The sequence below is a fragment of the Methanomassiliicoccales archaeon genome (assembly GCA_013415695.1).
Lineage (GTDB): Archaea > Thermoplasmatota > Thermoplasmata > Methanomassiliicoccales > JAAEEP01 > JAAEEP01.
Genome location: JAAEEP010000011.1, coordinates 22,326 through 48,780 on the forward strand (window position 1 = coordinate 22,326; position 26,455 = coordinate 48,780).

Here is a 26,455-nt window from a genome sequence, read left to right on the forward strand (position 1 = left end):
TCCTTTACCATTTTAATTCGGGCGAAGGCGCAATCCCATTATCACGACCACTCCTAAGCCCATCAGGGCGATGATGACCAGGAACGGTGTCCAGTCCTGTGGATCATCTCCCTCATCGACTTGCTGTGATTCCACCGCAACTTCGATGGACACGAGGTTGTTGTCCTCGCTGATCTCGACAACCCCAGCATCGACCTGGAATGCGATCGTGTGATTTCCTACCGTCGGCACCCAATCGAAAACGAAAGAGGCGTTCGATCCGCTCTCCAAAGAGAAGGTCGTTGTGCTCTCTACCAAACCGTCCAGTGTGAATACGAGGATGGCTTGTTCCACATCCAAGGAACCGGAGTTAATCACCACGATCGAGATGGTCACTGCCTCACCCGCGACCGGGGTCTGGTCCATCTGGATGGAATCATTTCCCAAGACGAGTTCGGATACCCGTATCCATATCTCCTGTTGAAACAGGGAGGAGTTATCATTCTCGTCTATCACTATGAGTGAGACCGTGTAATAACCCTCTAGAGTGAAGGTGTGAATTGGATTGACTTCGGTCGAGACCTGACCGTCTCCGAAGTGCCAATGATGGGATATTGAATTTCCATCTGGATCATACGATGTGCTGCTTAGATGAATCATATATGGTGAAGAGGGATCCAAGGACCAGGAGAAGTTCGACACTGGAGCCAGGTTGAGCACATCGAGCACATGGGAGATATTGGACTGGAAGCCTTGATCATCGACGACAGACAGTGTGATCTGATAGACGCCTGGTCTATCGTAAGTATGGTTGGGGGAGGGCGTGTGACTTCCGGTTCCGTCGCCAAAACTCCAGGACCAGTTGACAATGATCCCGTTCTGGTCCAGGGAAAGGTCATGGAAAGAGACCTCCATAAGGCTGTAGACCTTTTCAGGGGAGATGATGAAATTCGCGATGGGAGAGTTATTCTCCACCCTCAACTCCATCATTGTGATGTTCCAATCATCGGCATCATCCCATACGGTCAGACTAATAGTATAATTCCCAGCCTCGGTGAATGAGTGGACAGGATAGCGCAGATTGGAAAAACTACCGTCTCCGAAGTCCCAGTACCATTCCATGATTGCCCCATCCGAGTCCTGAGACAGGTCTATGAAGCTCACTTCCTCTCCTGAGAATAATAAGGAGGGATTGACATCAAAAAGAGCAGTCGGTGGCCTGTTGGTAGCCTGTATGACGATCGAGGCGCTGGCATCTTCTCCGGAATCGTCAATAACCTCCAAGGTAACGTGATAAGAACCCCATTGCTGGAATGAATGCGTGGGATTCCTTAGTGAGGAGTATGTTCCATCGCCGAAGTCCCAGCTCCATCCAACGACCTCCCCATCAATATCGTAGGAGAGATCGTGGAAGTAGATCTCCTGTAAAGTCAGCGGATCGGTTGGAGAACAAGAGAAATCGGCCACTGGAGCTTCGTTTCCCACAACAATGCTGGACCGACTAGAACTTGTTCCCCCGCAATCGTCCCATACAGTCAATTTGATAGAGTATGCTCCTTTTTCAGAGTATGAGTGGCTTGGATTCCGCTCCGTGGTGTTCGTTCCATCACCCATCTCCCACAACCAAGATACGATTTGACCATCATGATCGTATGATCCATCGGTGAACGATATCGTCTCATTCACCTCAGGGAAACTTGGTGAATAGTGAATTACAGCAACGGGAAGACGATTTTGGACTGTAATTATCTTAGAAACGGAGCCCCACTGACGATTGTTGTCCATTACCCAAAGTGTGACGGTGAAGTCCCCGCTTTCCGAGTAGGCGTGGAGCACTTCATCACCGTATTCCATACTGCCGTCCCCAAGATCCCAAGTTCTATTGAGAATCTCACCGTCGGTGTCCCAGGAGTTATCTACGAACCTCACCACATCCCCAGAGTAGGGAGAAGATGGGGTGGAATCGAAAAGAGCCTCGGGTGGTGAGTTGAGTTCTGTGCTCGGAAACATCAGCGGATAGCTATCTACGCATATAGTCCCAGGAATGTCATAGGGGTCATCCCCAATGCCATCAGCATCGGGCCAGTTCTGATCGGGTCCAGAATACCTATCATCAGCGGTGTAGGAGTCCCAGAAATTACCACCCTGTTCATAGGAGCCGTTGAAAGCAGCGTTTGAATCGCAAAATACATCACGGCTGTTCGTTGTGAAATCGTTCCCGATGATGGTGCAGTTGCTGGATCCTACTATCCTCATACCCGCAAAGTTGTCGTGAAAGGAGCAGCTCTCGACCACGATCGATGTTGAGTCGACCAGAAGAAGACCCTCTCCGTTGCCATGAAGGTCAAGTTTTGAAAGAGTTCCATTAGAGCATGATACGATCGCAATATAACCCAGTGAAGAGTTCGCTTCTATCGTGAAATCATCCTCACCCATCATGTAGAGAACCTCCCCAGAGCTGACCTGGTTCCCTCTCACAAAATGTATGAAATGCGAAAGCTCAGTTCCATTGAAGGAAAGATCTCTGGTGCTATCGATGAGCGTGTTGTTGACGAGTGTGAGATTCGTTGATCGGTCCACGTTCAGACCTTCGTCACAGTTGAGGATGGAGCAATTCTCAATTGATAGATCTCTTGAATCTTCAATACTCATCCCGGTGGAGCAGTCCTCTACGACGATGGAACGAATCGACCCTGTAGAATTCTGGATGATCATCGCAGCATTTACCTGAGCCGCAACAAGGACATCGATGTTCACACCGGTGGAGTTGGCGACGTGAACTCCTATCTCACTATCCTCAAATGTGGCATTGAAAATCGTGGGGTGACTTCCTTCGATGTATAGTCCACCGCCGGTGAAGGAGGAGTTTTCAAGGTTCAAGGTACCTTGGACCAACATAATATGGAGTTTGGAATCAAGCGTTTCCAGGTTAGCCCCCACGACCTTCAGATTGGATCCTTCTTCACAGACTATGGCGAGATCGTTTTCGATATTGAAATGGATGGAGGAATTGATTATCTCCAAGTTGCCCCGAACTTGAAATGAGGGATACTGGGATGTGGAATTGATGAATAAGGTGGAATTGATTATCCTCAAAGTCCCGTTCTCCTCAATTGAGAAGAAGAAGTCCTGATAAGATACGACATCACGAATCTCTTCTAGTCCTGTAACCCTGCATCCTACTTCCACCTGGAGTGAGAGCTGGTCATTGGAAGTCCAGTTGTCCGATGTGAGATTTGTCCTGACGGTCAACGTCTGAATCCCAGGATTTGAGGGTGTCCAGATTAGATTCGCCTCAGCGGTTCCGTTCATGGGAACATCAACATTGGTGTAAGAGACGACATCCCCTCCGATCTCCAGCTCGACCGGTATCCCGAACTCGTCAACCCTACCGAGATTGCCTATCAACGCATGAACGCTGCATTCCTCCCCTGCGAATGACTCATCTATTTCGACATCGAGAACGATTGCATCATGCACCCTCTCTTCCACGAAGTGGATCTGGGCCTCAGGATCACCGAGAAGATTGAGGGTCATGAAGCACCACCTCATGGACCCCGTGTCAGAGATCATGGGGACAAGGTCGGTCTTTGCGTCGACAAGGGCGGGACCAAGACCTCGTATGTTCTCCTGGAATATGGCATCGAAGAACTGTTTATCGTACTGCTGTGAAGATCCGTCAGTGTCACCAGGAGAATACCAGCCCTCTCTGGAGTTCACCAGCATGGCAACCGCACCATGTTCCGAGCACAGGAACTCCTCGGCGATGGTGTCCACATTATGGTCAAATCCGCCTATGAAACACGCCTGTGAGAAGAGGATGAAGTACTGGTCGTTGCTCAGAGAATTCACGCTGGATATTGAAAGATCTGCAAAGCTATCGTAATCCCCGTGTCCCATGTGGTTGATCAGTTGAACACCATCATTCATCGCTGTGATGAATGCCTGCGAAGAGAAGGTGCTATCCTTCTCGTAGAGAGTCCTCACCTCAATCTCCAGGTCTCCTTCCGGAAATGTCTCATCTCTGATCTCATCCTTGTAGTCAGCTCCCCAGGTTGGTTTGCTGTCCAGCTTCTCTGCAACTAGAAGAACGGAGTTCAGATACGGCGAGTCGATAGCCTTCTCATAATCGATGACTTTGTTGACGAAGTTGACGGCCTCTTGAGGAGAGTCTACTGTGGCTCTGCCCACATTGACCTCCAACAGGAGATCGGCCTCGTCCCCTAGGCTTCCCCCGCCTTGGTTCCCCCCTTCTCCGTAAATACCATCATTGTCATCATCCCAGCTGCCGTCCAGACCTGCGAAGTATGCATCTGCGGGAATATAGCTGGACAGGCTGTGTATCACTCTCACTTCCCTGCAGGGCAGGATCTCTACATCGCCGGCTAGCAATACATAATCAGTTCCCTTGGTCTGGTAATAGTCAATGATGAAGTTGCGGATCTGGGTTTGGGTATCATTGCCAGTGTCCTTGTGGCTTTGAGGATCGCCCCAGTAAAGAGGATTGGAGGTTATTGACTCAATGGTCACAATCTCCCCAGTAATATTCTGAAGGTAACGGGAGTAGGAGCCCCTTTCCATCTTCCATTCGAGCAAAGGCTCGAAAGATGACTCCAGCGATGAGGATGTGATGATGACATACTCTGCTGTGGCCGTTAAGGAATCGAGTGCAAGACCGATGCTGTTCATGGTTCTCTCACTACTGTCGGTAGCTAACTCTTGATCTAGTGGCACAGCCTCTAGAGTTAGCTTCGCCTCCTTGGCATATGTCAAATAATTAGTGACCGAGTCGTAGATCGCTGGGTAAACCTTGACCAAGGCATAGGAAGAACCGTGCTGCATCTGCACGCCCACGAATTCGACCCTTTCATCAGGGAAAAACCTCTGAGGTGCGATTGCTTTTGAATGAATGAATTTGAAATCATCCTCGCCCGAAATCGGAATTTCCTCTATGTTTGAAGCAATAGGATCAAACGGACCAATCGGCTCGAGATCGATGAATTCAGCATAAACCTCAGTGACCGAGAAGCCAGTTGGAATTGGTACCATTACACTCTCAAACGGAAGAAGCGGCTCCCCAATCCCTCCATAAAGTGGGAGATCTTCCATCACAACCTTCCATATCCCTTCCTCGCTCTCAAATGATATTTCGGGAAAAGTAAGATCGTCCCCCCATACCCAAGATTCAGCAGAGTTTTCAGCTGTTCCTGCTGAGAAAGATGTGCCCAAGCTCGATAGGAGCACGATAGCTGATAGAGACACAACCAGAATTGCGACATGGGCACTCTGCCTCAGAGGCATGGCTACAATAGAACACAATCCGGCTAGAAATAGATTGGCTCATGAATTGAATCGGCTGGCCCTCATGCTTCGAATCGTATGCATAGTGTATCCAGCTTCTTCACCAGATTCCTGGAGATCATCCCTGTCTCCAACCAGCAGGCATTGAATACCCCGCTGGGTACAAGGCAGGTAGGGGTTAAGAAGGCTTCAGCAGCCTTCTCGAGTATCTTCGAGTCCCTGAACTCTGAGTAATCCTGTATTCCCAGCTCCTTTATCAATTCCGCGTATCGGGCAACGTCCTCGCAGGTGGTTTCTATTCTTACTTGGAGGGTACCATCCCCCGAATCCTCGACCTCGATCGAGGTCTCGTGGGAGCAAAGGGGCATGTCGACTCTAACCTTGGATGTCATGTTATCATCCACTTTTGAATAAGCAACTGGGTATAAGTCCTTGATGCTCAACGGTCTGGATTTCAGAGATCCTTGCCGTTATTGCAGACGCTGATGATGTTAACCCTATGGGCGCCTATCTCTTCGTCATACTTCACATATGCTCGTATCTTGAACACCGCCTCAAGATTCTCGGATGTGAGGACTTTTTCCACTTTACCCGCTGCCCTGATGGAGCCCTCGCTGAGCATGATCACGCGATCGCAGTACCTGGCAGCCAAGTCGAGATCGTGGGAAACCATTATCACGGTGAGTCCTTCACTTTTGGCCAAGTCTTGGACCAGATCAAGTACCTCAAGCCGATGGTTGACGTCCAAGTGAAGAGTGGGTTCATCCAGAAGCAGGACCTTAGGCCTCTGTGCCAGGGCACGGGCAATGATGACCCTCTGCCTCTCACCCCCGCTTACTTGATCTATCTCCCTGTCCGCTAGCCTGAGGACGTCTGTCATTCGCATGGCCCTCTCAACGATCTCCATGTCCTCTTTGGATTCCCGCTGGAATGTCTGTAGGGCAGGTGAACGACCCATCATCACAACGTCCATGACAGAGAACGGGAATCTTATCTCGTTGTTCTGGGGAACGACACCGACCTCAAGAGCGATCTCCTTGCGTGATAGCTCCTTCAAGTTCTTTCCCTCGAGAAGCACGGTGCCCAATCTTGGCTTCAGGACGCGGTTGATGCACTTCAGCATGGTGGTCTTGCCCGAACCATTGGGACCTATGATGCCCACCATCTGCCCTCCGCACACCTGAAATGAGATATCGGATAGCACGTCCACGCTATTGTAGGCGAAGCTTATTCCGTCCACCTCGAGTCTCACATTACCACCCCGTCAGACGCCGCCTTCTTCTCAGAAGATAAATGAAGAAGGGTGCGCCCATTAGCGCTGTTATTATGCCCACGGGGAGTTCCTCCGGGGCCATTATCGTTCTAGCTAGAGTGTCCATATATATCATGAAGATTGCCCCCACCATGAGGGTGGTGGGGAGCAGTATCCTGTGATCAGGTCCCACGAAGATACGCATGATATGTGGGACGATCAGTCCCACGAAGCCAATGATGCCGCTGACGGAGACAGCCGCAGCGGTCATTAGGGAAGAGGCCACCAACACCACAATGGTCACCTTTTGAGTGTCTACCCCGAGGTTCACCGCGTGTTCCTCTCCTATCATCATGGTGTTTAGATCCCTAGAGATGATGAATACCATGACCGATCCCGCTACAATGAACGGTATGATCACTAAGACTTTGGTCCAGTCCGCACCCCATAACCCTCCCATCATCCAGAAGACGATAGAAGCGAGCTGGTCACCGGAAAGGTACTTCATGAAGGATACCAAGGCGGAGAAGAACGCACCTACTGCTATCCCAGAGAGAAGCAGTGTCTCCACCGGCGTACGTCCATTCACCTTCGAGATAGAGTAGACCAGGAACAGAGTGAGAAAGCAGAAAACGAAGGCCATGGCCGGAACCGCGAAAGCACCAGTGGCAAAACTAACCCCAAGCACGATGGCAAGAGAAGCCCCGAACGCTCCGCCGGAGGATAGACCAAGGATGTAAGGGCTGGCCATCGGGTTCTTGAAGAGACCTTGCATTGCCGCTCCAGAGAGTGCAAGTGCGGCTCCCACCAGACCGGCCATCATGATCCGGGGAAGTCTGATGTCAATGATTATGGTCCTATTGTTTCCCGTTCCCTCTCCACCCAGAAGTATTCTGATAACCTCACTAAAGGAGATATTGACCATCCCAATAGATATCGTGACAATAATTGAGATGAACAGCGCCAACACTAGAAGGACGAGAATCAACGTCCACCTCGAAAGCTTATCCGAGTACAGTGTGGTGAGATCGGGCTCTTCCATTTACCCCTGCCTCTTGGGTCCGGTGAAAGGTTTCCTCCTATTAATGTAAAATGGAAAAATGAAAGTGGTTTGTCCTGTCCTATACCAAGTCAGGATGGAACCAGTGGGCAAATGTCTGAAGAGCCTCGACGATTCTAGGAGTCACCGTGTTCAGATTCTGATCAATCCTGTAGATCTGGTTGTTCTCCACGGCATCGATGGCATCCCAACCCTCCAAGGATGCGATATCCTGATTGGTCTTGAGACTCTGATCCTCAATAACGATGACGTCTGGGTTCACATCGATTATGTACTCGCTGCTTGGCTGCGGATACGTGGTCGTGGCGTTTCCGTAGATATTGATGCCACCAGCCATCTCGATGAGGTCATTGGTTATGCTTCCTAGACCTATGGATTTGCCTGAGCTGAGCTCAAAGTAGACCTTGGGCTTTTCCTCCTCGGTCAGGTTGGAGAGGGAACTTGATATATCATCTATGATCGACTCCATCCCTGAAACGAGGTCCTGAGCTGCTTGGATTCTTCCGGTGGCATTCCCTATGGACTCGATCGTCCAGAGTATCTCCTGGATGTTTCCAGGGTAGTATACTAGGACCGGTACTCCCAACCCCTCAAGGGTCTCTATGGTATTGGTCTGATATCCCCAGCATATCACACAATCTGGGTCCAGAGCCATCACCGCCTCCTGATTGAGGGTGTAACCGCTCCCTACATTGATCTTTTCCAAGGCTGCTGGAGGATAGTCGCTGTACTTGTCAACCCCGACAACCTGATCTTGAGCCCCTATGGAGAAGAGAACCTCAGTGAAAGACCCTCCTAGGGAAATAATCCTCTCAGGATACTTGGGGATGGTGACATTCTCACCTCTCCAATCGGTTATCTCTACAGTATCTCCAGTTCCATCTTCATTGTTATTATTCAAATAGATGAAGCCGCCCACGACACCCGCCATAATAACTATTATGATGATGGCGATTGCGGCCATCGTACGATTGTTTGCCATTACATTACCCCTATTTCCATTTAATCCGTAACACTATTAACATATATTGTGTTACGAAAGGGGTAATAGTGCTACTCTTCTTAAACAATTCGCATATTTATTAGCAAGAACTTGAAAAAAGGTATTAAGAATGCGCAATTTTGGAGTATGCAGGACGATGTTGGTGTCTCTGATTGACCGGCATTTCGCCCCGATCAAGAAAAGGTATCGCCAGAAAATCTTAAGTAATGAACTTCATTGAGCGTACTATGCGGAGCCTCCTTAGGGCTAAGATCCACAGGGCAAAGGTCACCGAGGCCGATCTCGATTACGTGGGGAGCATAACGATAGACTCAGCACTGCTTGAGAAGGTGGACATATGGCCGGGAGAGAGGGTTCTGGTCTCGGATCTCAATAATGGCAATAGGTTCGAGACATACGTTATAGAGGGGAGTGCTGGCTCGGGAATTATCGGAGTCAACGGCGCCGCAGCGAGACTGGTGGATGTGGGAGACGAGATCATAATCATGGGATTCGAAATCACTGACCATCCTATAGAACCCAAGGTGATACTCGTTGATGATGACAACCGCTTCGTTCGACAGCTATGATGCGGTCGCAATTCTGATGTTTCTTAATCACACTTCTGCATATTGATATCGGGGGAATTCATATCAAGGTCAAACTCTACAGCGACGGGGGTGCAAGGGGCAACCCGGGTGATGCAGCCTATGCGTACATTATCTGCGCGGAGGACGGGAGAATAACTAAGGAGAGCTCGAGATACATTGGATTCTCCACCAACAACGAGGCAGAGTATTCGGGCCTCTTGGCCGGTCTTGAGGACGCTTGGAACCTTGGAGCCCTCGAGGTCGAGGTAATCATGGACAGTGAGCTCGTGATCAAGCAGATGAGAAAAGAATACAGGGTCAAGGCAAGGAACTTGAAGCCATATTATGATGAGGTGGTGAAGAGGGTAAAGGATTTTGAAAAGGTCACATTCACTCATGTCAAGAGGGATGATCCCATGATCTCACGAGCGGACACCTTGCTCAACCAGGAACTCGACGATCATGAGCTCTTGAAGAAAATCAAGAAGAGCTGAATCAAAGGAAGAATTCTGCGAGACCCGGAAGGTCCACCAATTTCTGCTCCCCAGACTCCATGTTCCTGATCGTGACCGAATCCTGCTCCAACTCCTTCTCGCCCACGATAATGGCGTACTTGGCACCCACCGAGTCAGCATACTTGAAGCTCTTTCCCAAGCTCCTTCTCATGAGATCCACATCGGCCCTAACACCGGATCTTCGAAGCATAGAGACGATCTCGAAAGCCTTGCTCCTCTGTGCGTCCTTGACCGGGATAACAAAGGCGTCCAAGCCCTCGACCTCCAACTCCAGGCCCTCGTTTTCAAGCGCCAACATCACCCGGTCGAAACCGATTGCGAAGCCTGTAGAGAACACCCTCTCCCCTCCGAATAGTTCTGATAGAGAGTAAGACCCGCCACCACAAACCTGCTTCTCTGCGCCAAGGCTCGGAGCTTCTACCTCGAAGACGATACCAGTGTAGTAATCAAGACCTCGGACCACCCCTAGATCGATCTGGACGTTTTCGACTCCGTAGCTGATTAGGACTTCTAGTACTCCCTTGAGATGATCGATGGCCTCGCCCTCCATGCCCTCGATCACAGAAGCATCTCCGCAGATCTCAGTGAGATCGAATATCTTGTCAATCATGTCATCTTCCATTCCGGCCGCCTGCATCAGGGGCCTAGCCTCCTCGTACTGCTTCTTGTCCAGTTTCTGCAGCACAATGGCGGATGACTCCGTGTCGAGACCTTCATCCTCAAGTATCTTCCTCAGTATTCCTATATGCCCTACCCTGATGGTGTATTCCTTCAGACCGATGGCTTCCATGATGCTGGCGGCAAGGCCTATCACTTCCGCATCGGACTCTGGGGTCTTGGTGCCTACGAGTTCGACCCCGAATTGGTGAAATTCGCGGTACCGACCGCTCTGAGGTCGCTCGTAGCGAAAACAGGGGCCTATGTAGAGTACCTTCAAAGGTCTGGGATTATTGCTCAGATCGTTCACGAAGAATCTGATGACCGGAGCCGTTAGCTCGGGCCGAAGCGAGATGTCCCTTCCCCCTTTGTCCTGGAAAGCATAAATCTCATCGACGATGTTCGGCCCAGATTTCAGGGTGAAGAGCTCGGTATGCTCGAAGGTGGGTGTAGCAACCTCCCTGAAGCCGAAGCCTCGAGCGGTGGAACGCATTATTCCCTCGAGCCATCTCCTTTTCTCCATCTCCTCAGGACCGAAATCCCTGGTCCCCCTGGGCCGCTGAATCATATCCTGAGCAATGTATAGGTCGATATTAAGGGTTTCTAGAATCACTTGCCATATGGGTAATCGATTGCCTCTCAGAAGCTGTTGAGGGCATTGTCCATATCCTCCTTGAGGTCCTCAATATCCTCTATGCCCACTGACAACCTGATGAGCTGGTCTTTGATCCCCATCTTTGCCCTGTCCTCTGGCGATAGTGCGTGATGGGATGAATTCAAGGGCATGCTGGCTAGACTCTCGACACCGCCCAGGGAGGTCGCCATAGCGAACAGCTCGAACGATCTGAGAACATGTTCGGCGTCTTGCCTGCTACCCTTGACGTTGAACGAGACCATGCCGCCGAAGTCGCGGAGCATCTTCTTTGCCAGAGAATGCTGCGGGTTGGACTCCAATCCAGGATAGTAAACACCATCCACTCGAGGATGGTCTTCGAGGAACTCCGCCATCGCCATTCCGTTCTCCGAGTGCTTCTTCATCCTCAGAACGAGCGTGCGCATCCCCCTCAGCAGGAGGAAAGCGGCAACGGGGTCAGGCGATCCACCGAAAACGATCCTCTGATCCCATATGGCCTCCATATCATTTGAGGAGCCTACAACCGCTCCCGCGAGAACGTCGGAGTGACCGTTCAGGAACTTGGTGCAGGAATGGATCACAAGGTCAACGCCCATTTCGATCGGGTTCTGATTCACGGGGGTGGCGAAGGTGTTGTCCATGACCACTTTGGCTCTGGCCTCGTGGGCTACCTTGACAACTTCCGGGACATCAGTGATCTTAAGCAGAGGGTTGGTGGGTGATTCCAGATAGACTATCTTGGTTACATCGCTTATGGAATCCACGATCTGCTGTGTGTCGGTTGAATCAACTAGACTGACTTCAATGCCCATCCTGGGGAAAGAGTTGCGCATCAGGTTGAACGACCCTCCATAGACATCCTCAACTGAGACTATGTGGTCCCCTTTGCTCAAATATGTGAGAAGGGTGGTGGAGATCGCGGCCATCCCAGAGGAGAACAACAGTCCCTTCTCGGCCCCCTCCATCCTGGCCAGCTTGTCTGTCACCGCCCTTTCAGTTGGGTTTCCGTACCGGAGGTATATGTAGGTACCATCGGGCACCTCCCCCTCCCATGTTAATGGATCCTCGGTCGGGAAGAAATAGGTTGACGTCTGAAAGATAGGTGTGATGACATTTCCAATCTTGGAATCGATATACTCGCCGTACCTCGCGGCAATCGTCTCCATTCCTTTGAACTTCTTTATCTTGTCTGACCTGCTCTCGTTACCGTTAGCCATACGAGTCCCCCTCTGTACCTATTCCCCTACAGTCGTTTAAACAATAGATGAGAATGATCCCCTCTTTGATAAGGTTTCGCCGATTCAGCTAGGCAGAGCCGTTCCTTCTGATGATTATTGAGATTATATCTCCATCTTTGACCTTATGTTCTAGCCCGACGGTTTGCCCCGGAAACTTCGCGCTCTTTCCCCATACATTGGCATAGCGGAAGTTAGGTCTGAATCCACGGTGTATCTGATCACATACCTCCCCAATGGTACTGCTCCTTCTGACGATCATGGGTTCATCCAGGTCAGCCTCTTGTCCTTGTGGCTTCATGTAGACCCGGATTAGATCAAGTTTTTCGAAGATCGCTTCAGTGAGCACTTCAAGTCCCTCATCTTTCTCTGCGGAAACCGGAATTGGGTCCCATTCGGAAAGTTCTTCTAATAAGAATCTTGCCCGCTCCTCGTCGACAAGGTCGATTTTGTTCAGGATAACCAATGCGCTGCTGTAGATCCTGTTTCCGGTCAACACATCGATGAGCTGATCCTCGGTGATATCCTCCCTGATGACTACATCAGCATTGATGTAACCGTATTCCATCACCACGATCTTGGCAATCTCTTCGTCGATCTTGGTCAGCTCAACTGTGGACTTGATAGTGACCCCCCCGCGCTCACGCCTGTATATCACCACATCTGGGGAATGCTGATTCAACCTAAGGCCCGAGTCTTGCAGCTCCCGGACAAGCACCTCCACGTGTGTCTCGAAGACATCCAGAATGATAACGATGAGATCAGCAGATCTGACTACGGAAAGTACCTCCCTCCCCCTTCCCTTACCCTTGGACGCACCCGCTATCAGCCCAGGGAGATCGAGCACCTGTACCTTCGCATGGTCATGTTCCATGATGCCTGGAATGACATCCAGCGTGGTGAAGTGATAAGATCCCACATCGCTATTCGCATCAGTGAGCTTATTCAGGAGAGTGGACTTGCCAACGCTGGGAAACCCGACAAGAGCGATGGTGGCATTGCCAGATTTCTTCACACCGTAACCTTTCCCAGTACCTCCTGAGGAACGACGTTTCTCAAGCTCCTCCTTGAGGCGGGCCATCTTAGCCTTGAGGCGGCCTATGTGCTGCTGGGTCGCCTTGTTGTAATCGGTCTTGGAGATCTCCTCCTCGATGGCCTTTATCTGCTCCTCGATGCTGCTGGACATCTACCTTCCCTGCACGATGTGGGTCCCTGCCCTTCCTTCAAGAGCCTTCTCAAGGAGTTCTGGCATCGTAATTATGACCTTCACTCCACCGCCTCTCAGGAACTCGATCGCTGCCTCTACCTTGGGGCCCATTGAACCTGGCGGGAAATGTCCCTGCGCCAGATATTCTTCGATCTCACTGGCTGTTACCAAGTCCAGGGGACATTGATCCTCTTTCCCAAAGTTCAGGTAAACACGGTCGACATCCGTGAGAAGTAGGAGAAGCTTCTCATCAATGGCACTGGCCAGGACACAGGCTGCCAGATCCTTGTCTACGACTGCCTCAACGCCCTTTAGTCCCTCTTTCTTCCTGATCACTGGAATTCCTCCGCCGCCGGCCGCCACCACTACCTCTGATTGCCCCTCGCCGCCGAACACCAGACGCTTGATCGCCCCCCTCTCGATGATGTCCATTGGCCTGGGTGAGGGTAGAACCCTCCGAAACCCTCCTCTCCTCAGATCTTCAATGAATCTCCATCCCCTCTCTTCCCCGATCTCTCTGGCCTCCTCCTCAGAATAGTAAGGCCCGACCGGTTTTGTGGGGTTGTCGAAAGCTGAGTCGTCGGGGTCCACCAGGACCCTCGTTAATATGCAAGTGACCACTTTGTCCATTCCCAATTTTTCAAGTTCTTCCTTCATTGCTTGCTGGATCATGTATCCTAAAAGTGCCTGGGATTCGGCGACACAGACATCAATCGGCATCGGTGGAACATCGTCCCTGAGAAGCTCGTTCTGAAGGAGGATGTTACCTACCTGGGGGCCGTTGCCATGGGTAATGACCATGTCGTATCCACCCTTGATGAGCTTGGCTAGATGGACACAGGTCTCCCTCAGATTGGCCATCTGGTTGTCGAAGGTGGCTTGCTGACCTGCCCTGAGTATGGCATTACCACCTATGGCCACGACAGCAGTCTTCATAACCCAAACACCTCGAATGGCTTCGCATGAAGATTTCTAGTATTTAGGATTTCCTTCGGCCCGAACCAACTACCAGGATATGAAGGCATCCCAAATGTTAAAATGATGAAGCGCAATCCAGGCGCGATGGCTGGAGACGGCTTCAAAGAGCGTTTCGAGGAATTCAAGAAGACGAAGTGGGCAATTCCCATCGGCCTGGTGATCACGGTGATCGTGAACATCGTGCTGCTGTTGACGACATGGTATCTTTGCTTTAGCTACGCCCTCATCGCCGTCGTAGCCTTTGCGATTCCATATTATTTTGGATTGAAGAGTCTCAAGAAGCTTGCGCTTTTTGGGGTGGCGCTCTTCCTTATATTGGGAATAGTCTTCGGCATCTACACCGCTGATCTCTACAAAACGTATGAGGGAGACGCCGTGGAATCTCCCAACGGGGAATTGACCAACGGAACCATGACCGGTCTTGGCGGTGACCAGTTCCAGTACATGGTGTTCCTGAATGGCGGTAATGGTAGCCAATCCGTGTTCGTCATTGTCGAGAACAATTGGGGTTCGGAGATCGGTTACAACGAGACCATGGATCCATTGGGTCCAGCCACATCCGATGGACAGTTGTATGTCAAGAACATGACCCTGCCAAATGATGATGTATATTTCTATGTCTATGTCGCGGAAGGGACAGATGGCTGGATCTTCTCATACAGAGGTACAGGACCTATTAGGGTGCCGTTCGAAACATTTACGATAAGTTGGATCATCTCTGACATCCTGGTCGTCTTCATCAACATTGCCATCCTGTTCTTCATACTCCTGGGCCTGGTGTACTGGACCAAATCTTCGAGAGAGAGGCAAGAGAGAATGCAGAAAGAAAGGGACGAGCTTGCCCTCCCGAAGGAATATGAGGAGAGTCCCATCGAGGAACCCGGTATCCAGGAGAAGTACGTCTGCTCCGAGTGTGGTGTGGAGGTCCCATCTGACGCTAGTGAATGTCCTCAGTGTGGAGAGTCATTCGAGGAAGAGGGAGACAAGGTCAAGATGACAGGGGAGTTGAAGTGCCCTAAATGCAGTGCCGACCTCGTCGAGACCGACAAGAGGTGCTGGAACTGCGGGACCAAGATCAAGTGAACAAGGTTCGCTAACCTCACTCGATAACATTTATCTACAACACAAAGGATAAGTCAAAAAAGGATAGAGATTATCCAGCTCGGGGATGGGATGAGTTAATGGCCTCCGTAGCAGAGCAATTGGCTAGGAAGCAGAAGGAGATCTCAGTTTCAGAATTCTTCGAGAAGAACCGCCAGATACTTGGTTTCGACTCAATGACGAAAGCACTCATCATGGGCGTCAAGGAGGCAGTTGACAACTCCCTCGATGCCTGTGAGGAGGCATCCATTCTACCAGAGATCATGGTCTGCATCGACCGCATCGATAACAACGAGTACAAAGTGACTGTGGAGGATAACGGCCCCGGAATTGTGGCCAGACAGGTCCCTAACGTATTCGGAAGATTGCTTTATGGTTCGAGATTTCACGCTGTCAGACAGTCAAGGGGGCAGCAGGGTATCGGGATCAGTGCTACGGTCATGTACGGACAGATCACAACGGGAAGGCATGCTACCGTGAAGTCCAAGACAGAGGGTGAGGAGGCCGCCGTCGAGATGGACATCATGGTCAACACCAAGAAGAACAAGCCAGAGACTCTGAGAAAGGAGTTCAAGATTTGGGACGGAAAGGATCACGGCACAAGGATAGAGTTCTACATGAAAGGACGCTACGTTTCAGGACGGCAATCTGTGTTGGAGTACCTGAAGCAGACCGCGATCGTGAACCCCCATGCCACTCTTGTATTCATCGACCCGGATGGAAGGAGATTTCTGTTCGAACGGGTGAGCCACGAGCTGCCGCCATCATGCAAAGAGATCAAACCCCACCCCCTGGGCATCGAACTTGGAACACTGATGAATATGGCCTCATCTACCAAGGAGAAGAAGGTGCAGGGTTTCCTCACCAAGGACTTCTCAAGGATCAGCACCAGAGTTGCCAAGGAGATATTGGAGAGAGCTGACATCAATCCCGCGGCAAAGCCCTCAACACTCAAATTGGACGAGTCCAAGAGACTGTTGAAGGCAGTCTCCCAGGTGAAGATAATGGCACCTCAGACCGACTGTCTTTCCCCGATAGGGGAAACCCTGATAAAAAAGGGATTGAAACACGTACTTTCCGATTACAAACCCGAGTTCTACACCCCCCCGATCACTCGGGATCCCAAGGTCTACGGTGGGAATCCATTCCTTGTCGAGGTAGGCATAGTGTATGGTGGAGACCTTCCAAAGGACCAGCAGGTGACCATCCTCCGGTTTGGAAATCGAGTTCCCCTTCTGTATCAGCAGGGGGCGTGTACCATAACAAAATCCATCGAAGCCGTTGATTGGCGGCGATACGGATTGGAACAAAGGGGGGGCAAGGGCATACCATATGGGCCCGCCATAATCCTTGTACACGTGGCTTCTACGAAGCTTCCATTCACCTCCGAGGCCAAAGAGGCCATAGCAGACATGGAGGAGATCAGAGCGGAGGCTGAACTCGCCCTGCGCACCTGCGGAAGGAAACTCAAGACCCACCTCAACAAGAAGGAGACAAAGTCCAAGACAAGGGTCAAGTTCGAGATTGTCAAAGAGCTGCTCCCACAGATCGCGGAGAAGAGCGCGAGAATCGTTGGAAGGAAGGTCCCTCCGCTTGGCAAGACCATCACCAAGATAATGAATGTGGTGTGGATCGACGACTCGGTGGACTGGGTCGGGGACCGTCATAGGGTCAGTATTTCAATATATAACTATACTCCAACTGGTAAGAAGTTCAACCTTCACTCGATCATTCCAAACGGGGCGATGATCGGTGGCTATGGAGAGATCAAACCAAAGGAGATCAGGAACGATGGGAAGGTCGCCTGGGAGTTAAAGCGCATATCTTCCACTGAACAGATGAACATTGTCTACGATCTCATCGGACTGGAGAGCGACGATTACGATGATAATGAGCTTTACATCAGTGGCATCAATCCGGTGGGTGTCATAGGTGTAGAGCCCCTTCCTGGTGATTGGGACATTGAGGATGTCACTGTCGTGGAGGAAGAACCCGAGGAAGACCAGGTTGAGGAGGAAGAGGAAGAGGTCGATTACGACGAGTCTGGGGAGGTGCTTAACGATGACTGAAGAGAGGAATAATCAGGCTGTCGCCAAGTTGTACGACATCGCCGAGTCGATCTATGAGCAGATAGAGAAGGGGCAGATCCCTCGAATGGTTCTACCCCTTCGCACCAAGAAGAACATCAGGTTCGATCGAAGGACAGGTGTTTGGAAGTACGGAAAGGAGAGCGGCGCCCGCTCGGCAAAGCGTACCAAGGGTGCTCAGATGCTCCTCCGCACCATGTACATGCTGGAGTTCATCCAGGAGATGATCGAGAAGAGCAAGTCGTCCACGCTCAGGGAGATGTACTACATCTCAGAAGGGTGGGAGAAGGGTAAGTTCTCCTCCCAAGACGAGTCCAACTCCCTCGCAGAGGATCTGGAGATCATTACTGGATGTATGAGGGAGGATTTCAAGCTCCGCCCGGAAGAGGATGGAGCCAGGGTCATTGGCGATCTTACTATAATCGAGACAGATCGCAAGGGAAAGAAGAAGAAGATCAACTGCCGTGACGATGTGGGAGACTCCGGGTACAGCATCCCTTATAACGTTGAGAAGGAGAAGGTAGAACTGATCTCATCTGACGCCCAGTTCATCCTTGCTATCGAGACCGGCGGTATGTTCGATCGATTGGTGGAGAACGGCTTCGATGAGAACTATAATTCAGTCCTTGTCCACCTAAAAGGACAACCTGCCCGCAGCACGAGAAGGTTCATCAAGCGTCTAAATGAGGAGATGGGACTTCCTGTTCTGGTGTTCACCGATGGTGATCCTTGGTCATTCAGGATATTCGCATCAGTCGCTTATGGTGCCATAAAGACCGCTCATATCTCAGAATATCTCGCCACCCCTACGGCTGATTACATTGGGATAACTGCCTCAGACATCGAGCAGTTCAAGCTTCCCACGGATAAACTGACAGAGGTGGACATCAGGGCCCTAAAGGCAGAGCTCAAGGACCCAAGGTTCAATGATCAGTTCTGGCAGGGAGAGATCGAACTCATGCTGAATCTCAACAAGAAAGCTGAACAACAGGCTCTCGCCAAGTACGGTCTCGATTTCGTGACAGATGAATACCTTCCCACAAAACTCAAGGAACTCGGCATGATCTAGAAAAGGGCTTCCTTTATCCTGCCAATCACGAATTCCTTGTCAAGGGTCGACAGGAAGTGACCGAGCCTTGGGCCGGAGGTCCTTCCTATGAATATCTTGTAGAGGACCTGAAATCCTTTCTTGGCACCGGTCCCTGAGGATTTTGTGCATTCGTATACCGCGTTGTGTATGTCTTCCCCTTCCCACTGCATACCTTCAAGCGAGGATAGTATGCACTCGAGAAATCCTCTTTCGCTGCTATCCAGCTCCACCTCGGGAAGGTCGTCTAGAATTTGGAACCTGACCATGTCAGGGGCGTAACTGTTTAACCAATATCGGACACAGCGCATTCTCTCACGCAGCAGATCCATATCGGCATCATCCATCTCCACCAGATGCTCTGTTCTCTTCAGAATATCCAGTACAGATTTGAAATCGCTCCCTATCTGAATCACGCTGACCAGGTGACGGTAGGGCACCTGAACCGGCATCCTTTCGCGGACCTCTTTGGGCTGTGCAAGCTGGTATGCCCTCAGCAGATCCTCCTCTACTTCGCTGCATCCACCCGTGTAGTAGAGTCTCTCATATCGGTCGTACTCGTCCACCGAGTCGATAATGCCCAATCCCGGATCGTAATCGATGTGACGGTCAGGATTGTACCTCAGGACCAAGAAATTGAGCACCTCTGCAGGGGTTATCCTAAGAGCATCTATCCCCGTAACAACCGAACCTGAAGATTTGTGCATCTGCCCCTTCCCCTTGAGCTGGATGAACTCGTAGGCTATGGGATGAGGTGGTTCGATGTCGAACACCTCCTTGGCGAATCTGACGCCACTATCATATGACCCTCCGGCGGCTGCGTGGTCCTTTCCGAAGGGTTCGCAGGTGACCCCGAAGATCTTCCACTTGGCGGCCCACTCGATCCTCCAGGGGAGCTTGCCATCGTCCTTCCTGATATCGGCCCTCTCCTCATCTCCGCACGGACAGTTGAAGGTCACATAGGGATATTCATAGCTCAGAATCTCAACATCACCAGGTACAAAGCAACCACGACAGTCGCAGCGTGGGGTGTAGGGAAAGAATGAATCAGAAACCTCTCTACCTGTCACTTCCCTGAGGATCTGGATGACTTTCTCCTTGTGGGCGATGACGGTGTCGATAGCCTCCGCGAAGGTCCCCTTCTCGTACAGTTCATGGGTCCAGTGCACATCACAATGTACACCCAACTCTTCCAACGAGTCGAGGAAGGGTTTAATGAAGTGATGGGCGTAGCTGTCGTGTTCGGAACAGGGACAAGATATGTGGCTCAGAGGTTTTCCCACCTCTGTCTCGAATTCCTCCGAGAGGAAGGCGTACCTCTTTCGAAGGGGGTCGAATGAGTCCACTAGGTATATCAAGCTCACGTCAGCCCCAATTCCTGCTAGTGACTTTCGAAGGGCTTCAGCGGTAATGGATTCCCTCAAACTTCCTACGTGTATGAATCCTGAAGGGCTGATACCTGTTGAGATAAGGTGCCTGTTACCTTTCTCAAGAAGATTCCTTGCCTCGACGTCCGCCCAATGCATACTATCAAACTCCCGAACATCAAATCTGCGTATAAAACCTTGTTGTGCAACGCATCCAGCTTAAAGATGCGGAATTTGACTTTCGAATCACCTTGACCGGAATTGCACGATAGCCTATGACAATATGTGGAGTGAAGGAACGGCCTGGACAATGTATAAATATAATGATGGAGGATTAGTGGCTGATGGCCAAGAAGAAAGGTGATGGTTTCCAGTCGGCCGCCGGTCTCATTAGATACTTCGATTCCGAGGACGATAAGGCACTTAAGATAAACCCTTGGTTCGTCGTTGGCCTATGTGCGGCCATCGTGGCAATTGTTGAGATACTGAGAACCCTGTATCCTGTCTGATTATGATTATATTTCCTCAGGGTGACCAAGTCCTTCGTGTCCATTGAATCTTCCAGAATATCGGTGTTTTGTTCTACGTTCGACCACACTGGATGGCATTCTCATTGATTGAGCTAGTATCTTTTTAACCTAAGACGCATCAGGAACCAGATCTTGCCAAATAATCTATCTCCTCACTTGCGTTATCAATGATTGACACTAGATCACGTTAGAATCGCCGAACAAGTGCAGATCATAGGGATTCGATGAACATGAGGAAAAGAATCCAGATAATAAACCAAAGTAGTAGCAACCACCGACATTCGTAATCGATCTACTGGTTCTTGACCACGGTCTAAGTTCACCCGAAATGCTTATATTTAAGCCACTTAATCATCAAGGCCATGGCATTCGCGTCATTTCACTATGAGAAGGCTTTCGAGGACAAAGCGATGGAATATATCATGAACGCTGGCACCTCGCTGAATGTTGTCGAGAAGAAATGGGGAAGGATTTCACCCAAGACTCAGGATTGGGCATGGACGAACGTTGAGGAGGCACTCTCTAAGAAGGATGGCCTCAACGAAGAGCAGCAGGCTCGCCTTGAAGAGGTCAAAGCCAAGGTCGGCAAGTAGACCCAAAATTCTTCTCTAATTCAATACTTCTTAACGGGGAAACCCGACCTTACCCCTATTTTATTCTTAGAATTTCACGCATTGATGCAAGTCATAGATTCGCATAAAAATTAAAGATATGGGGCGTTGGATAGCGTATCCAACGGCCCGTTAGTGTTTAGACTTTCCTGCAGTCGATAGCGATCTTGCCTGGAGCCTTCCTCTGCTCCTGTCTGAGAATTTGGTTAGGCAGGTCGCTCAAGGGCTGGACATCCGCGCAGATGCTCTCGAAGTTGACACCGATCTTCTTCGCCTTCTCCATGACGGCGATTGCGGTCCTGTACTCGAACCTGCTGTATCCCCAGTCACCGAAGCAGTCGACCTCCTTGTTGCAGAAGTCCACATGCGGGTTGACCTTGGTCTCACCAGTGTTGGTGAAGTGGCCCATCTCGACGACGGTTCCACCGCGCCTTACCAGCTTGAAGGCCTCACTGAAAGCAGCGGGAACACCCGTCGCCTCCATGACGGCGTCTGCACCGATTCCATATGTGAGATCAAGAATTGCCTCCACACGATCATCGGTTGTGGGATACTCGTTCATATCGATGGTAGCGGTCGCTCCCAACTTCTTGGCCTGCTTCAGCCTCGCCGGAATGCTGTCGATGACAATGATGTTGTTCATTCCGTACACGTTGGCTGTAACTGTGTGGCACTGTCCAATTGGTCCGGCACCCTGTATCACCATGGTCTGGGAAGGATCGATTCCCTCACCAAAGGCAGCGGAGTCAGTCCCCCCGGCCTGCATCCTCTTGAATGCTCGGGTCGCCACTGCCATGGGCTCCACAAGAACCATTTCCTTCTCGGTGAAAACGCCCTTGGGGAACTTGAACACGGGCATCTGTGGCTGCAGATACACCCGCTCGGCAAAGGCACCCCAGAAGTGGGGTGGCTCATCGCACGAGTGGCCACTGATTCCTACGACCTCCATGTTCATGCAGAGGCTCTCCCTTCCAGGAGTGTTGTGGCAGAACCAGCACTTTCCACAGGTTCCCAGGCAACAGCAGATAAGGTCGCCTTCCTCGAGGGGCTTTCCAGTGTAGTCGGTCTCAACTCCCTCTCCAAGTTCCCTGACGGTACCAAACCACTCATGCCCGAGAATGTGGGGCATGGGCACAGGAAGCCGTCCGTAAACCATGTGAGTATCAGTTCCACAGACACCACAGAGGCTGACATTGGCAACAATGGTGCCAGGGTCGGCCTTTGGTTCAGGATAGTCTCGCATTTCTAAGTTGTCCGTTGAACCAGTTTTAGTCAGAACCATTGCTTTTGGCATTAGTTCTCCTCCTGACCGTTAGTATTTTTCTCAACCGTTATGAATGTTTCGACATACAGCGATATCATTTGGACAGATGGGCTTGTACTCGTTTCAATTCCGTCAACGAAATCCGAAAATGGTAGCATCAATGAAAGGAAATGAGGGGTTTAGTTTGAACGAATCTTCGAAGCGACATACTCAGCGAAATCGACCACGGGAATGCATCCTTCAGCAGCGTCAGAGAGGTTCGTTCTGCAGAATGGACATGGCGTGATGATCATTTGCGCCGCGGTGGTCTTGGCTTCTTCGACACGCTTCTTGGCTATATTGATGGCAAGATCATTATCGAAGCTCTTGACCCCGCCACCAGCACCGCAGCAAAGGGAGTTCTCTCTGCAGTGCTCCATCTCCACTAGTGTTGCGATGCGATTAAGCACCCTTCTTGGAGAGTCAAAGACCTTCATGTGTCTTCCCAGATGGCATGGGTCATGGTAGGTGACGAAATCCTCGCTCTTCCCTATGCTCAACTTCCCTTGTTCCATGAGGCGATCCACTAACTCTGTGATGTCCAAGACCTCAACGCCCTCCATCTCGTACTCCTCCTTGAGAGTCCGGTAGCACCCTGAACACGAAGCGACGATCGTCTTGATTCCGGCTTTCTCAAATTCATTGACGTTGTGATCTCGAAGCTCCTCTGCGACATCTGGGTAACCGGACCTTCTCATCACAGAGCCACAGCACCACTCATCCTCTCCCAGGACCCGATACATGACTCCAGCGGCATCAAGTATATCCATGGTCGCTATAACGGTTTCAGGTCTGCGGAAAGCGGCGGTGCAGCCCATGAAGTAGAGCGTGTCGGCCTCGGCATCCCGCTTGAATTTATTCTTGTCGGCCATCTCCGCCCCATAGGGATTGTAGAACTGGTCTATTCTCTCCCTGAGAATCCTGTGCTTCTTAGGACTAAGCCCCATATCAACTATGTCGGCTCGGGCGTCCTCGATGATGTCCAGAGTCTTGACCCCTGGAGGACAGCGCTCCTTGCAGTCACCGCAGGTGGTGCATTGGAAAAGACGCTCTACCGCCTTTTCATTCACCTCGATGTCACCATCAAGGATCGCCTTGATGAAGGTCATTCTCCCCCGAGCAGAGGCAGAATCCCAACCCAACTCACTGACCGCCGGGCAGATGGCCTTGCAGAAACCACACCTAATGCAGTACTCTAAGGGCTCCCTGTGCTTCGACAACCTCTGGAACTCGGTCACTTTTTCACCTCGAACAGCTTGCCGGGGTTCATGATTCCCTTGGGGTCGATGGCGTTCTTGATTCGCTTCATGATCTCTACGCCGACCTCTCCGTGCTCTTCGGTGAGCAGGTGCATCTTCTCTATGCCTATTCCATGCTCACCGGTGATAGTTCCCCCTAGCTCGATGGCCATTCGATTGATGTCATCATGTGCTTTGTGAGCCCTGTGACCCTCCTCAGGGACCCGCAGATCTGCGATGATTAGTGAATGGATGTTTCCATCTCCCACGTGTCCATAACTGGAGATCCGGAGATCGTGCTTCTCTGATATCTCGTTGATTCTGGTTAGTGCCATGGATATCCTGGAAAGCGGGACAACAATATCAGTGGCTATCGGTCCAGGTTTGAGCCTTACCTGGGTGGCGTAAAGGCGTTTTCTTCCAGCCCACATCTGTTCCCTCTCCTCCTTCTCAGTGGCCATTTCGATACCGAGGCAGCCTTCTTCCATGGCGATCTTTGTGAACCTGTCAAGATCCCTGTTGATCTCAGACATGTCCTCGCCATCAAGCTCGAGGAATAGCATGCCTGCAACATCTGGAAGGTTCAGGTCCGTAGTCTCGTTCATGACTTCGATGGCGATGCGATCTATCAGCTCGATCGCTGCGGGAACAATGCCACTGGTGATCGTCTTCGATACTGTGACCCCAGCCGCCTCTATCGTTTCAAAGCTGGCGACAGCGGTCGCAACCTGCTTGGGAAGTGGTTTGAGCTTGAGCGTGATTTCGGCGATGACGCCCAGGGTGCCCTCAGACCTGTTGAAAAGGTGAACAAGATCATAACCGGAGGCGGTCTTCATGACCCCCTTTCCCGTCTTGAGAACCCTTCCATCGGGAAGGATAATAGTAAGGGCCCGGAGGTAATCGGCCGTGGTGCCATACTTGACCGCCCTCATACCGCTCGCATTCTCCGCTACCATGCCGCCTAGGGTGCAGACATCACCGCTAGCAGGATCTGGGGGGAAGAATAATCCAAATGGACGGAGAAACTCGTTGAGATTGGTGAATATCATCCCTGCCTCCGCCGTTACTGTGAAGTTCTCGATGTTCAATTCGGTTACGCGATTCATCCTTGTGAGGTCAAGAACAATTCCTTTCTTCAGCGGAACGCATCCTCCTGTGAGACAGGTTCCGGCGCCTCTAGGCACTACGGGGATCTCATGCTCATTGGCGATCTTCATGATCTGTGATATCTCATCAACTGAGTTGGGACGACATACGACATCAGGGAACACACCCTTCCCCACCGCAAACGAGTCCTTTGAGTAGCAGACCAGATCCACTGGATCAGTGGAGACATTGTCTGCCCCCAAGATGTCAATGAGCCCATTGAGAATCTGTTTATCCATACTGATAGCCACCTAATCCACTCCACTTATGGGAATGGGATATATAATTTTCACCTGCTAAGAAAGATTCTTGTTAGCCTTTCCCAGTCAATTCATTGGTTTTCGTAATCAATAATAGACAACGATATTCAATCCGTGCCGAGAACGCTGGAAAAAGCTAACGCTAAAGACCTAGAAAAATAAAAAAGAAAGGGAAGGTAAGTTTGTTCTTTCCGCCTAGCGTCGCATGAACTTGTCTCTGTATGCGGTACCGATTGCGTCGGTGGCAACAAGCGCATCGACAAGGCGCGGCACGGTAAGCGGATATGGGTTGTTATGTGCATACGGATGAGCAGGATTGCAGGTCGCAGAAGCGCACATCTCCAGATCATCGTAGGTGGTACCAATCTCAGCGAGCGTGGTCGGAAGACCAACGGTCAGGCAGAAGTTGATAACTTCCTCCAAGAGAGCCTTGGGCTGGTTCTCCATGATCAGCTGAGCGATAGTACCGATAGCAACAAGATCACCGTGCTCGGGCTTGGGAGCCTGGAATCTGCCTGGAGAGTTGGTAAGGCCATCATGTATCGCATGGGCCGCAGCCAATCCACCAGACTCGAATCCCAGACCAGAGAGCAGGGTGTTCGCCATAGCTACATTCTCGTATGCGTCGGTGATGGCCTGCTTCTCGTTTGCGAGCTTGGCCAGATATCCAAAGTTGATCAGGTTCTCATAGCAGAACTGAGCAAGCTTGGTAGCGGCTGACGGAGGTCTTCCACCATCGATCAGGGCATTCGGCGAGTATGATATCGCGACGGCCTCTGCCTCGAACCTTGTCGCCAGAGCGTCTCCCATACCAGCAACGAGCCACTTTACGGGTGCCTGAACGGTCACATCTGTCGGCACGATAACAAGGTCTGGGCTCCTGTAGTAGAACAGAACAGCCTCAACGGCATGCTTTGCATCGTACTGAACCGACAGTGCGCTGCATGGAGCATCTGTGGATGGAATGGTGTTTATCAAGGCGATTGGGACTCCTGCGCCGTATTCAACGCTGGCCACTGCCTTCGCAAGGTCCATGATGGACCCGCCACCTACTCCCACAACGAAATCGGCTCCGGACTCTTTTACTTTAGCAGCGAGTCTGTCTATCTCGGGCTTCGTGCAGTATCGAACACCCTTCTCCATACCGACAATATCTAGACCGTGCTCCGCGAAGTCGGCTTTCATATCGTCTTCGATGCCGTTTATCGAACGTGTTCCGCCAAGAACGAATGCCTTGGAGCCAAGCAACTGCTTGCGTCTCCCCAGTTCTTTTACCGCGCCTGGACCGAAAACATAACGGTTCGGCGCAGCCATCACCTTAATTCGGGTGTCTAT

The 26,455-nt window shown here is 51.0% G+C and carries 21 protein-coding genes; 7 read left to right on the top strand and 14 right to left on the bottom strand.

The window, feature by feature from the left end:
* Positions 1 to 12: 12 nt before the first annotated feature.
* The 5 genes from GKC03_06495 to GKC03_06515 all read right to left on the bottom strand — a co-directional run bounded on the left by GKC03_06495 (position 13) and on the right by GKC03_06515 (position 8,574).
* A complete protein-coding gene (locus tag GKC03_06495) occupies positions 13 to 5,280 on the bottom strand; it encodes a PKD domain-containing protein (protein NYT12184.1) in 5,268 nt (1,755 codons plus the stop codon).
* A 62-nt stretch (positions 5,281 to 5,342) separates the two neighbouring features.
* Positions 5,343 to 5,672 carry a hypothetical protein gene (locus GKC03_06500; GenBank protein ID NYT12185.1) on the bottom strand — a complete coding sequence of 110 codons (330 nt, stop codon included), beginning with the start codon at positions 5,670 to 5,672 and terminating at the stop codon, positions 5,343 to 5,345.
* Between the two features lie 62 nt (positions 5,673 to 5,734).
* On the bottom strand, positions 5,735 to 6,445 hold the full coding sequence (locus GKC03_06505) for an ABC transporter ATP-binding protein (GenBank protein NYT12186.1): 711 nt from the start codon (positions 6,443 to 6,445) through the stop codon (positions 5,735 to 5,737).
* A gap of 88 nt (positions 6,446 to 6,533) precedes the next feature.
* Positions 6,534 to 7,574: an iron chelate uptake ABC transporter family permease subunit gene (locus GKC03_06510; protein ID NYT12187.1), complete on the bottom strand. Its 1,041-nt coding sequence runs from the start codon at positions 7,572 to 7,574 to the stop codon at positions 6,534 to 6,536.
* A gap of 79 nt (positions 7,575 to 7,653) precedes the next feature.
* Entirely contained in the window at positions 7,654 to 8,574 is a 921-nt protein-coding gene (locus tag GKC03_06515; GenBank protein NYT12188.1) for an ABC transporter substrate-binding protein, read from the bottom strand.
* 248 nt (positions 8,575 to 8,822) lie between these two features.
* Here GKC03_06515 and GKC03_06520 point away from each other — a divergent pair, with 248 nt between their 5' ends.
* Together GKC03_06520 and GKC03_06525 are read left to right on the top strand one after the other, a co-directional pair.
* Positions 8,823 to 9,164 carry an aspartate 1-decarboxylase gene (locus GKC03_06520; GenBank protein NYT12189.1) on the top strand — a complete coding sequence of 114 codons (342 nt, stop codon included), beginning with the start codon at positions 8,823 to 8,825 and terminating at the stop codon, positions 9,162 to 9,164.
* Between the two features lie 62 nt (positions 9,165 to 9,226).
* Positions 9,227 to 9,658: a ribonuclease HI family protein gene (locus GKC03_06525; GenBank protein ID NYT12190.1), complete on the top strand. Its 432-nt coding sequence runs from the start codon at positions 9,227 to 9,229 to the stop codon at positions 9,656 to 9,658.
* A 1-nt stretch (position 9,659) separates the two neighbouring features.
* Here GKC03_06525 and GKC03_06530 read toward each other — a convergent pair whose 3' ends face one another.
* The 4 genes from GKC03_06530 to arcC form a co-directional block, all read right to left on the bottom strand.
* The gene (locus GKC03_06530; GenBank protein ID NYT12191.1) at positions 9,660 to 10,904 is read right to left on the bottom strand and encodes a histidine--tRNA ligase; all 1,245 of its coding nucleotides are present in this window, start codon (positions 10,902 to 10,904) and stop codon (positions 9,660 to 9,662) included.
* A 71-nt stretch (positions 10,905 to 10,975) separates the two neighbouring features.
* Positions 10,976 to 12,187, bottom strand: coding sequence for an aminotransferase class I/II-fold pyridoxal phosphate-dependent enzyme (locus GKC03_06535; protein NYT12192.1), 1,212 nt, complete (start codon positions 12,185 to 12,187; stop codon positions 10,976 to 10,978).
* Positions 12,188 to 12,275: 88 nt separating this feature from the next.
* A complete protein-coding gene (locus GKC03_06540; protein ID NYT12193.1) occupies positions 12,276 to 13,391 on the bottom strand; it encodes a GTP-binding protein in 1,116 nt (371 codons plus the stop codon).
* On the bottom strand, positions 13,392 to 14,348 hold the full coding sequence (gene arcC, locus GKC03_06545) for a carbamate kinase (GenBank protein ID NYT12194.1): 957 nt from the start codon (positions 14,346 to 14,348) through the stop codon (positions 13,392 to 13,394). It abuts the gene before it with no gap.
* A gap of 105 nt (positions 14,349 to 14,453) precedes the next feature.
* Here arcC and GKC03_06550 point away from each other — a divergent pair, with 105 nt between their 5' ends.
* The 3 genes from GKC03_06550 (at position 14,454) to GKC03_06560 (ending at position 18,647) form a co-directional block, all read left to right on the top strand.
* Positions 14,454 to 15,473: a hypothetical protein gene (locus GKC03_06550; GenBank protein NYT12195.1), complete on the top strand. Its 1,020-nt coding sequence runs from the start codon at positions 14,454 to 14,456 to the stop codon at positions 15,471 to 15,473.
* Between the two features lie 98 nt (positions 15,474 to 15,571).
* Entirely contained in the window at positions 15,572 to 17,560 is a 1,989-nt protein-coding gene (locus tag GKC03_06555; GenBank protein ID NYT12196.1) for a DNA topoisomerase VI subunit B, read from the top strand.
* Positions 17,553 to 18,647 carry a DNA topoisomerase IV subunit A gene (locus GKC03_06560; GenBank protein ID NYT12197.1) on the top strand — a complete coding sequence of 365 codons (1,095 nt, stop codon included), beginning with the start codon at positions 17,553 to 17,555 and terminating at the stop codon, positions 18,645 to 18,647. The genes GKC03_06555 and GKC03_06560 overlap by 8 nt, the downstream gene beginning before the upstream one ends.
* Here GKC03_06560 and lysS read toward each other — a convergent pair.
* Positions 18,644 to 20,191 carry a lysine--tRNA ligase gene (gene lysS, locus GKC03_06565; protein ID NYT12198.1) on the bottom strand — a complete coding sequence of 516 codons (1,548 nt, stop codon included), beginning with the start codon at positions 20,189 to 20,191 and terminating at the stop codon, positions 18,644 to 18,646. The genes GKC03_06560 and lysS overlap by 4 nt on opposite strands.
* 185 nt (positions 20,192 to 20,376) lie before the next feature.
* Here lysS and GKC03_06570 point away from each other — a divergent pair, with 185 nt between their 5' ends.
* Together GKC03_06570 and GKC03_06575 are read left to right on the top strand one after the other, a co-directional pair.
* Positions 20,377 to 20,541, top strand: a complete 165-nt coding sequence (locus GKC03_06570) for a preprotein translocase subunit Sec61beta (GenBank protein NYT12199.1) — start codon at positions 20,377 to 20,379, stop codon at positions 20,539 to 20,541.
* A 383-nt stretch (positions 20,542 to 20,924) separates the two neighbouring features.
* Entirely contained in the window at positions 20,925 to 21,155 is a 231-nt protein-coding gene (locus GKC03_06575) for a hypothetical protein (protein NYT12200.1), read from the top strand.
* A 157-nt stretch (positions 21,156 to 21,312) separates the two neighbouring features.
* Here GKC03_06575 and GKC03_06580 read toward each other — a convergent pair whose 3' ends face one another.
* The 4 genes from GKC03_06580 to GKC03_06595 form a co-directional block, all read right to left on the bottom strand.
* The gene (locus GKC03_06580; GenBank protein NYT12201.1) at positions 21,313 to 22,467 is read right to left on the bottom strand and encodes a zinc-binding dehydrogenase; all 1,155 of its coding nucleotides are present in this window, start codon (positions 22,465 to 22,467) and stop codon (positions 21,313 to 21,315) included.
* Positions 22,468 to 22,616: 149 nt separating this feature from the next.
* On the bottom strand, positions 22,617 to 23,714 hold the full coding sequence (locus tag GKC03_06585) for a (Fe-S)-binding protein (GenBank protein ID NYT12202.1): 1,098 nt from the start codon (positions 23,712 to 23,714) through the stop codon (positions 22,617 to 22,619).
* Positions 23,711 to 25,111, bottom strand: a complete 1,401-nt coding sequence (locus GKC03_06590) for an FAD-binding oxidoreductase (protein ID NYT12203.1) — start codon at positions 25,109 to 25,111, stop codon at positions 23,711 to 23,713. Before GKC03_06590 ends, GKC03_06585 begins: the two co-directional genes overlap by 4 nt.
* Before the next feature lie 204 nt (positions 25,112 to 25,315).
* Positions 25,316 to 26,434, bottom strand: coding sequence for a glycerol dehydrogenase (locus GKC03_06595; GenBank protein ID NYT12204.1), 1,119 nt, complete (start codon positions 26,432 to 26,434; stop codon positions 25,316 to 25,318).
* Positions 26,435 to 26,455 lie beyond the last annotated feature (21 nt).

Coding starts and splice junctions, on each gene's coding strand:
- GKC03_06495 (NYT12184.1), bottom strand. CDS start 5,280: ATGCCTCTGAGGCAGAGTGCCCATGTCGCAATTCTGGTTGTGTCTCTA.
- GKC03_06500 (NYT12185.1), bottom strand. CDS start 5,672: ATGACATCCAAGGTTAGAGTCGACATGCCCCTTTGCTCCCACGAGACC.
- GKC03_06505 (NYT12186.1), bottom strand. CDS start 6,445: ATGGTGGGCATCATAGGTCCCAATGGTTCGGGCAAGACCACCATGCTG.
- GKC03_06510 (NYT12187.1), bottom strand. CDS start 7,574: ATGGAAGAGCCCGATCTCACCACACTGTACTCGGATAAGCTTTCGAGG.
- GKC03_06515 (NYT12188.1), bottom strand. CDS start 8,574: ATGGCAAACAATCGTACGATGGCCGCAATCGCCATCATCATAATAGTT.
- GKC03_06520 (NYT12189.1), top strand. CDS start 8,823: ATGCGGAGCCTCCTTAGGGCTAAGATCCACAGGGCAAAGGTCACCGAG.
- GKC03_06530 (NYT12191.1), bottom strand. CDS start 10,904: ATGATTCAGCGGCCCAGGGGGACCAGGGATTTCGGTCCTGAGGAGATG.
- GKC03_06535 (NYT12192.1), bottom strand. CDS start 12,187: ATGGCTAACGGTAACGAGAGCAGGTCAGACAAGATAAAGAAGTTCAAA.
- GKC03_06540 (NYT12193.1), bottom strand. CDS start 13,391: ATGTCCAGCAGCATCGAGGAGCAGATAAAGGCCATCGAGGAGGAGATC.
- arcC (NYT12194.1), bottom strand. CDS start 14,348: ATGAAGACTGCTGTCGTGGCCATAGGTGGTAATGCCATACTCAGGGCA.
- GKC03_06550 (NYT12195.1), top strand. CDS start 14,454: ATGAAGCGCAATCCAGGCGCGATGGCTGGAGACGGCTTCAAAGAGCGT.
- GKC03_06555 (NYT12196.1), top strand. CDS start 15,572: ATGGCCTCCGTAGCAGAGCAATTGGCTAGGAAGCAGAAGGAGATCTCA.
- GKC03_06560 (NYT12197.1), top strand. CDS start 17,553: ATGACTGAAGAGAGGAATAATCAGGCTGTCGCCAAGTTGTACGACATC.
- lysS (NYT12198.1), bottom strand. CDS start 20,191: ATGCATTGGGCGGACGTCGAGGCAAGGAATCTTCTTGAGAAAGGTAAC.
- GKC03_06570 (NYT12199.1), top strand. CDS start 20,377: ATGGCCAAGAAGAAAGGTGATGGTTTCCAGTCGGCCGCCGGTCTCATT.
- GKC03_06575 (NYT12200.1), top strand. CDS start 20,925: ATGGCATTCGCGTCATTTCACTATGAGAAGGCTTTCGAGGACAAAGCG.
- GKC03_06580 (NYT12201.1), bottom strand. CDS start 22,467: ATGCCAAAAGCAATGGTTCTGACTAAAACTGGTTCAACGGACAACTTA.
- GKC03_06595 (NYT12204.1), bottom strand. CDS start 26,434: ATGGCTGCGCCGAACCGTTATGTTTTCGGTCCAGGCGCGGTAAAAGAA.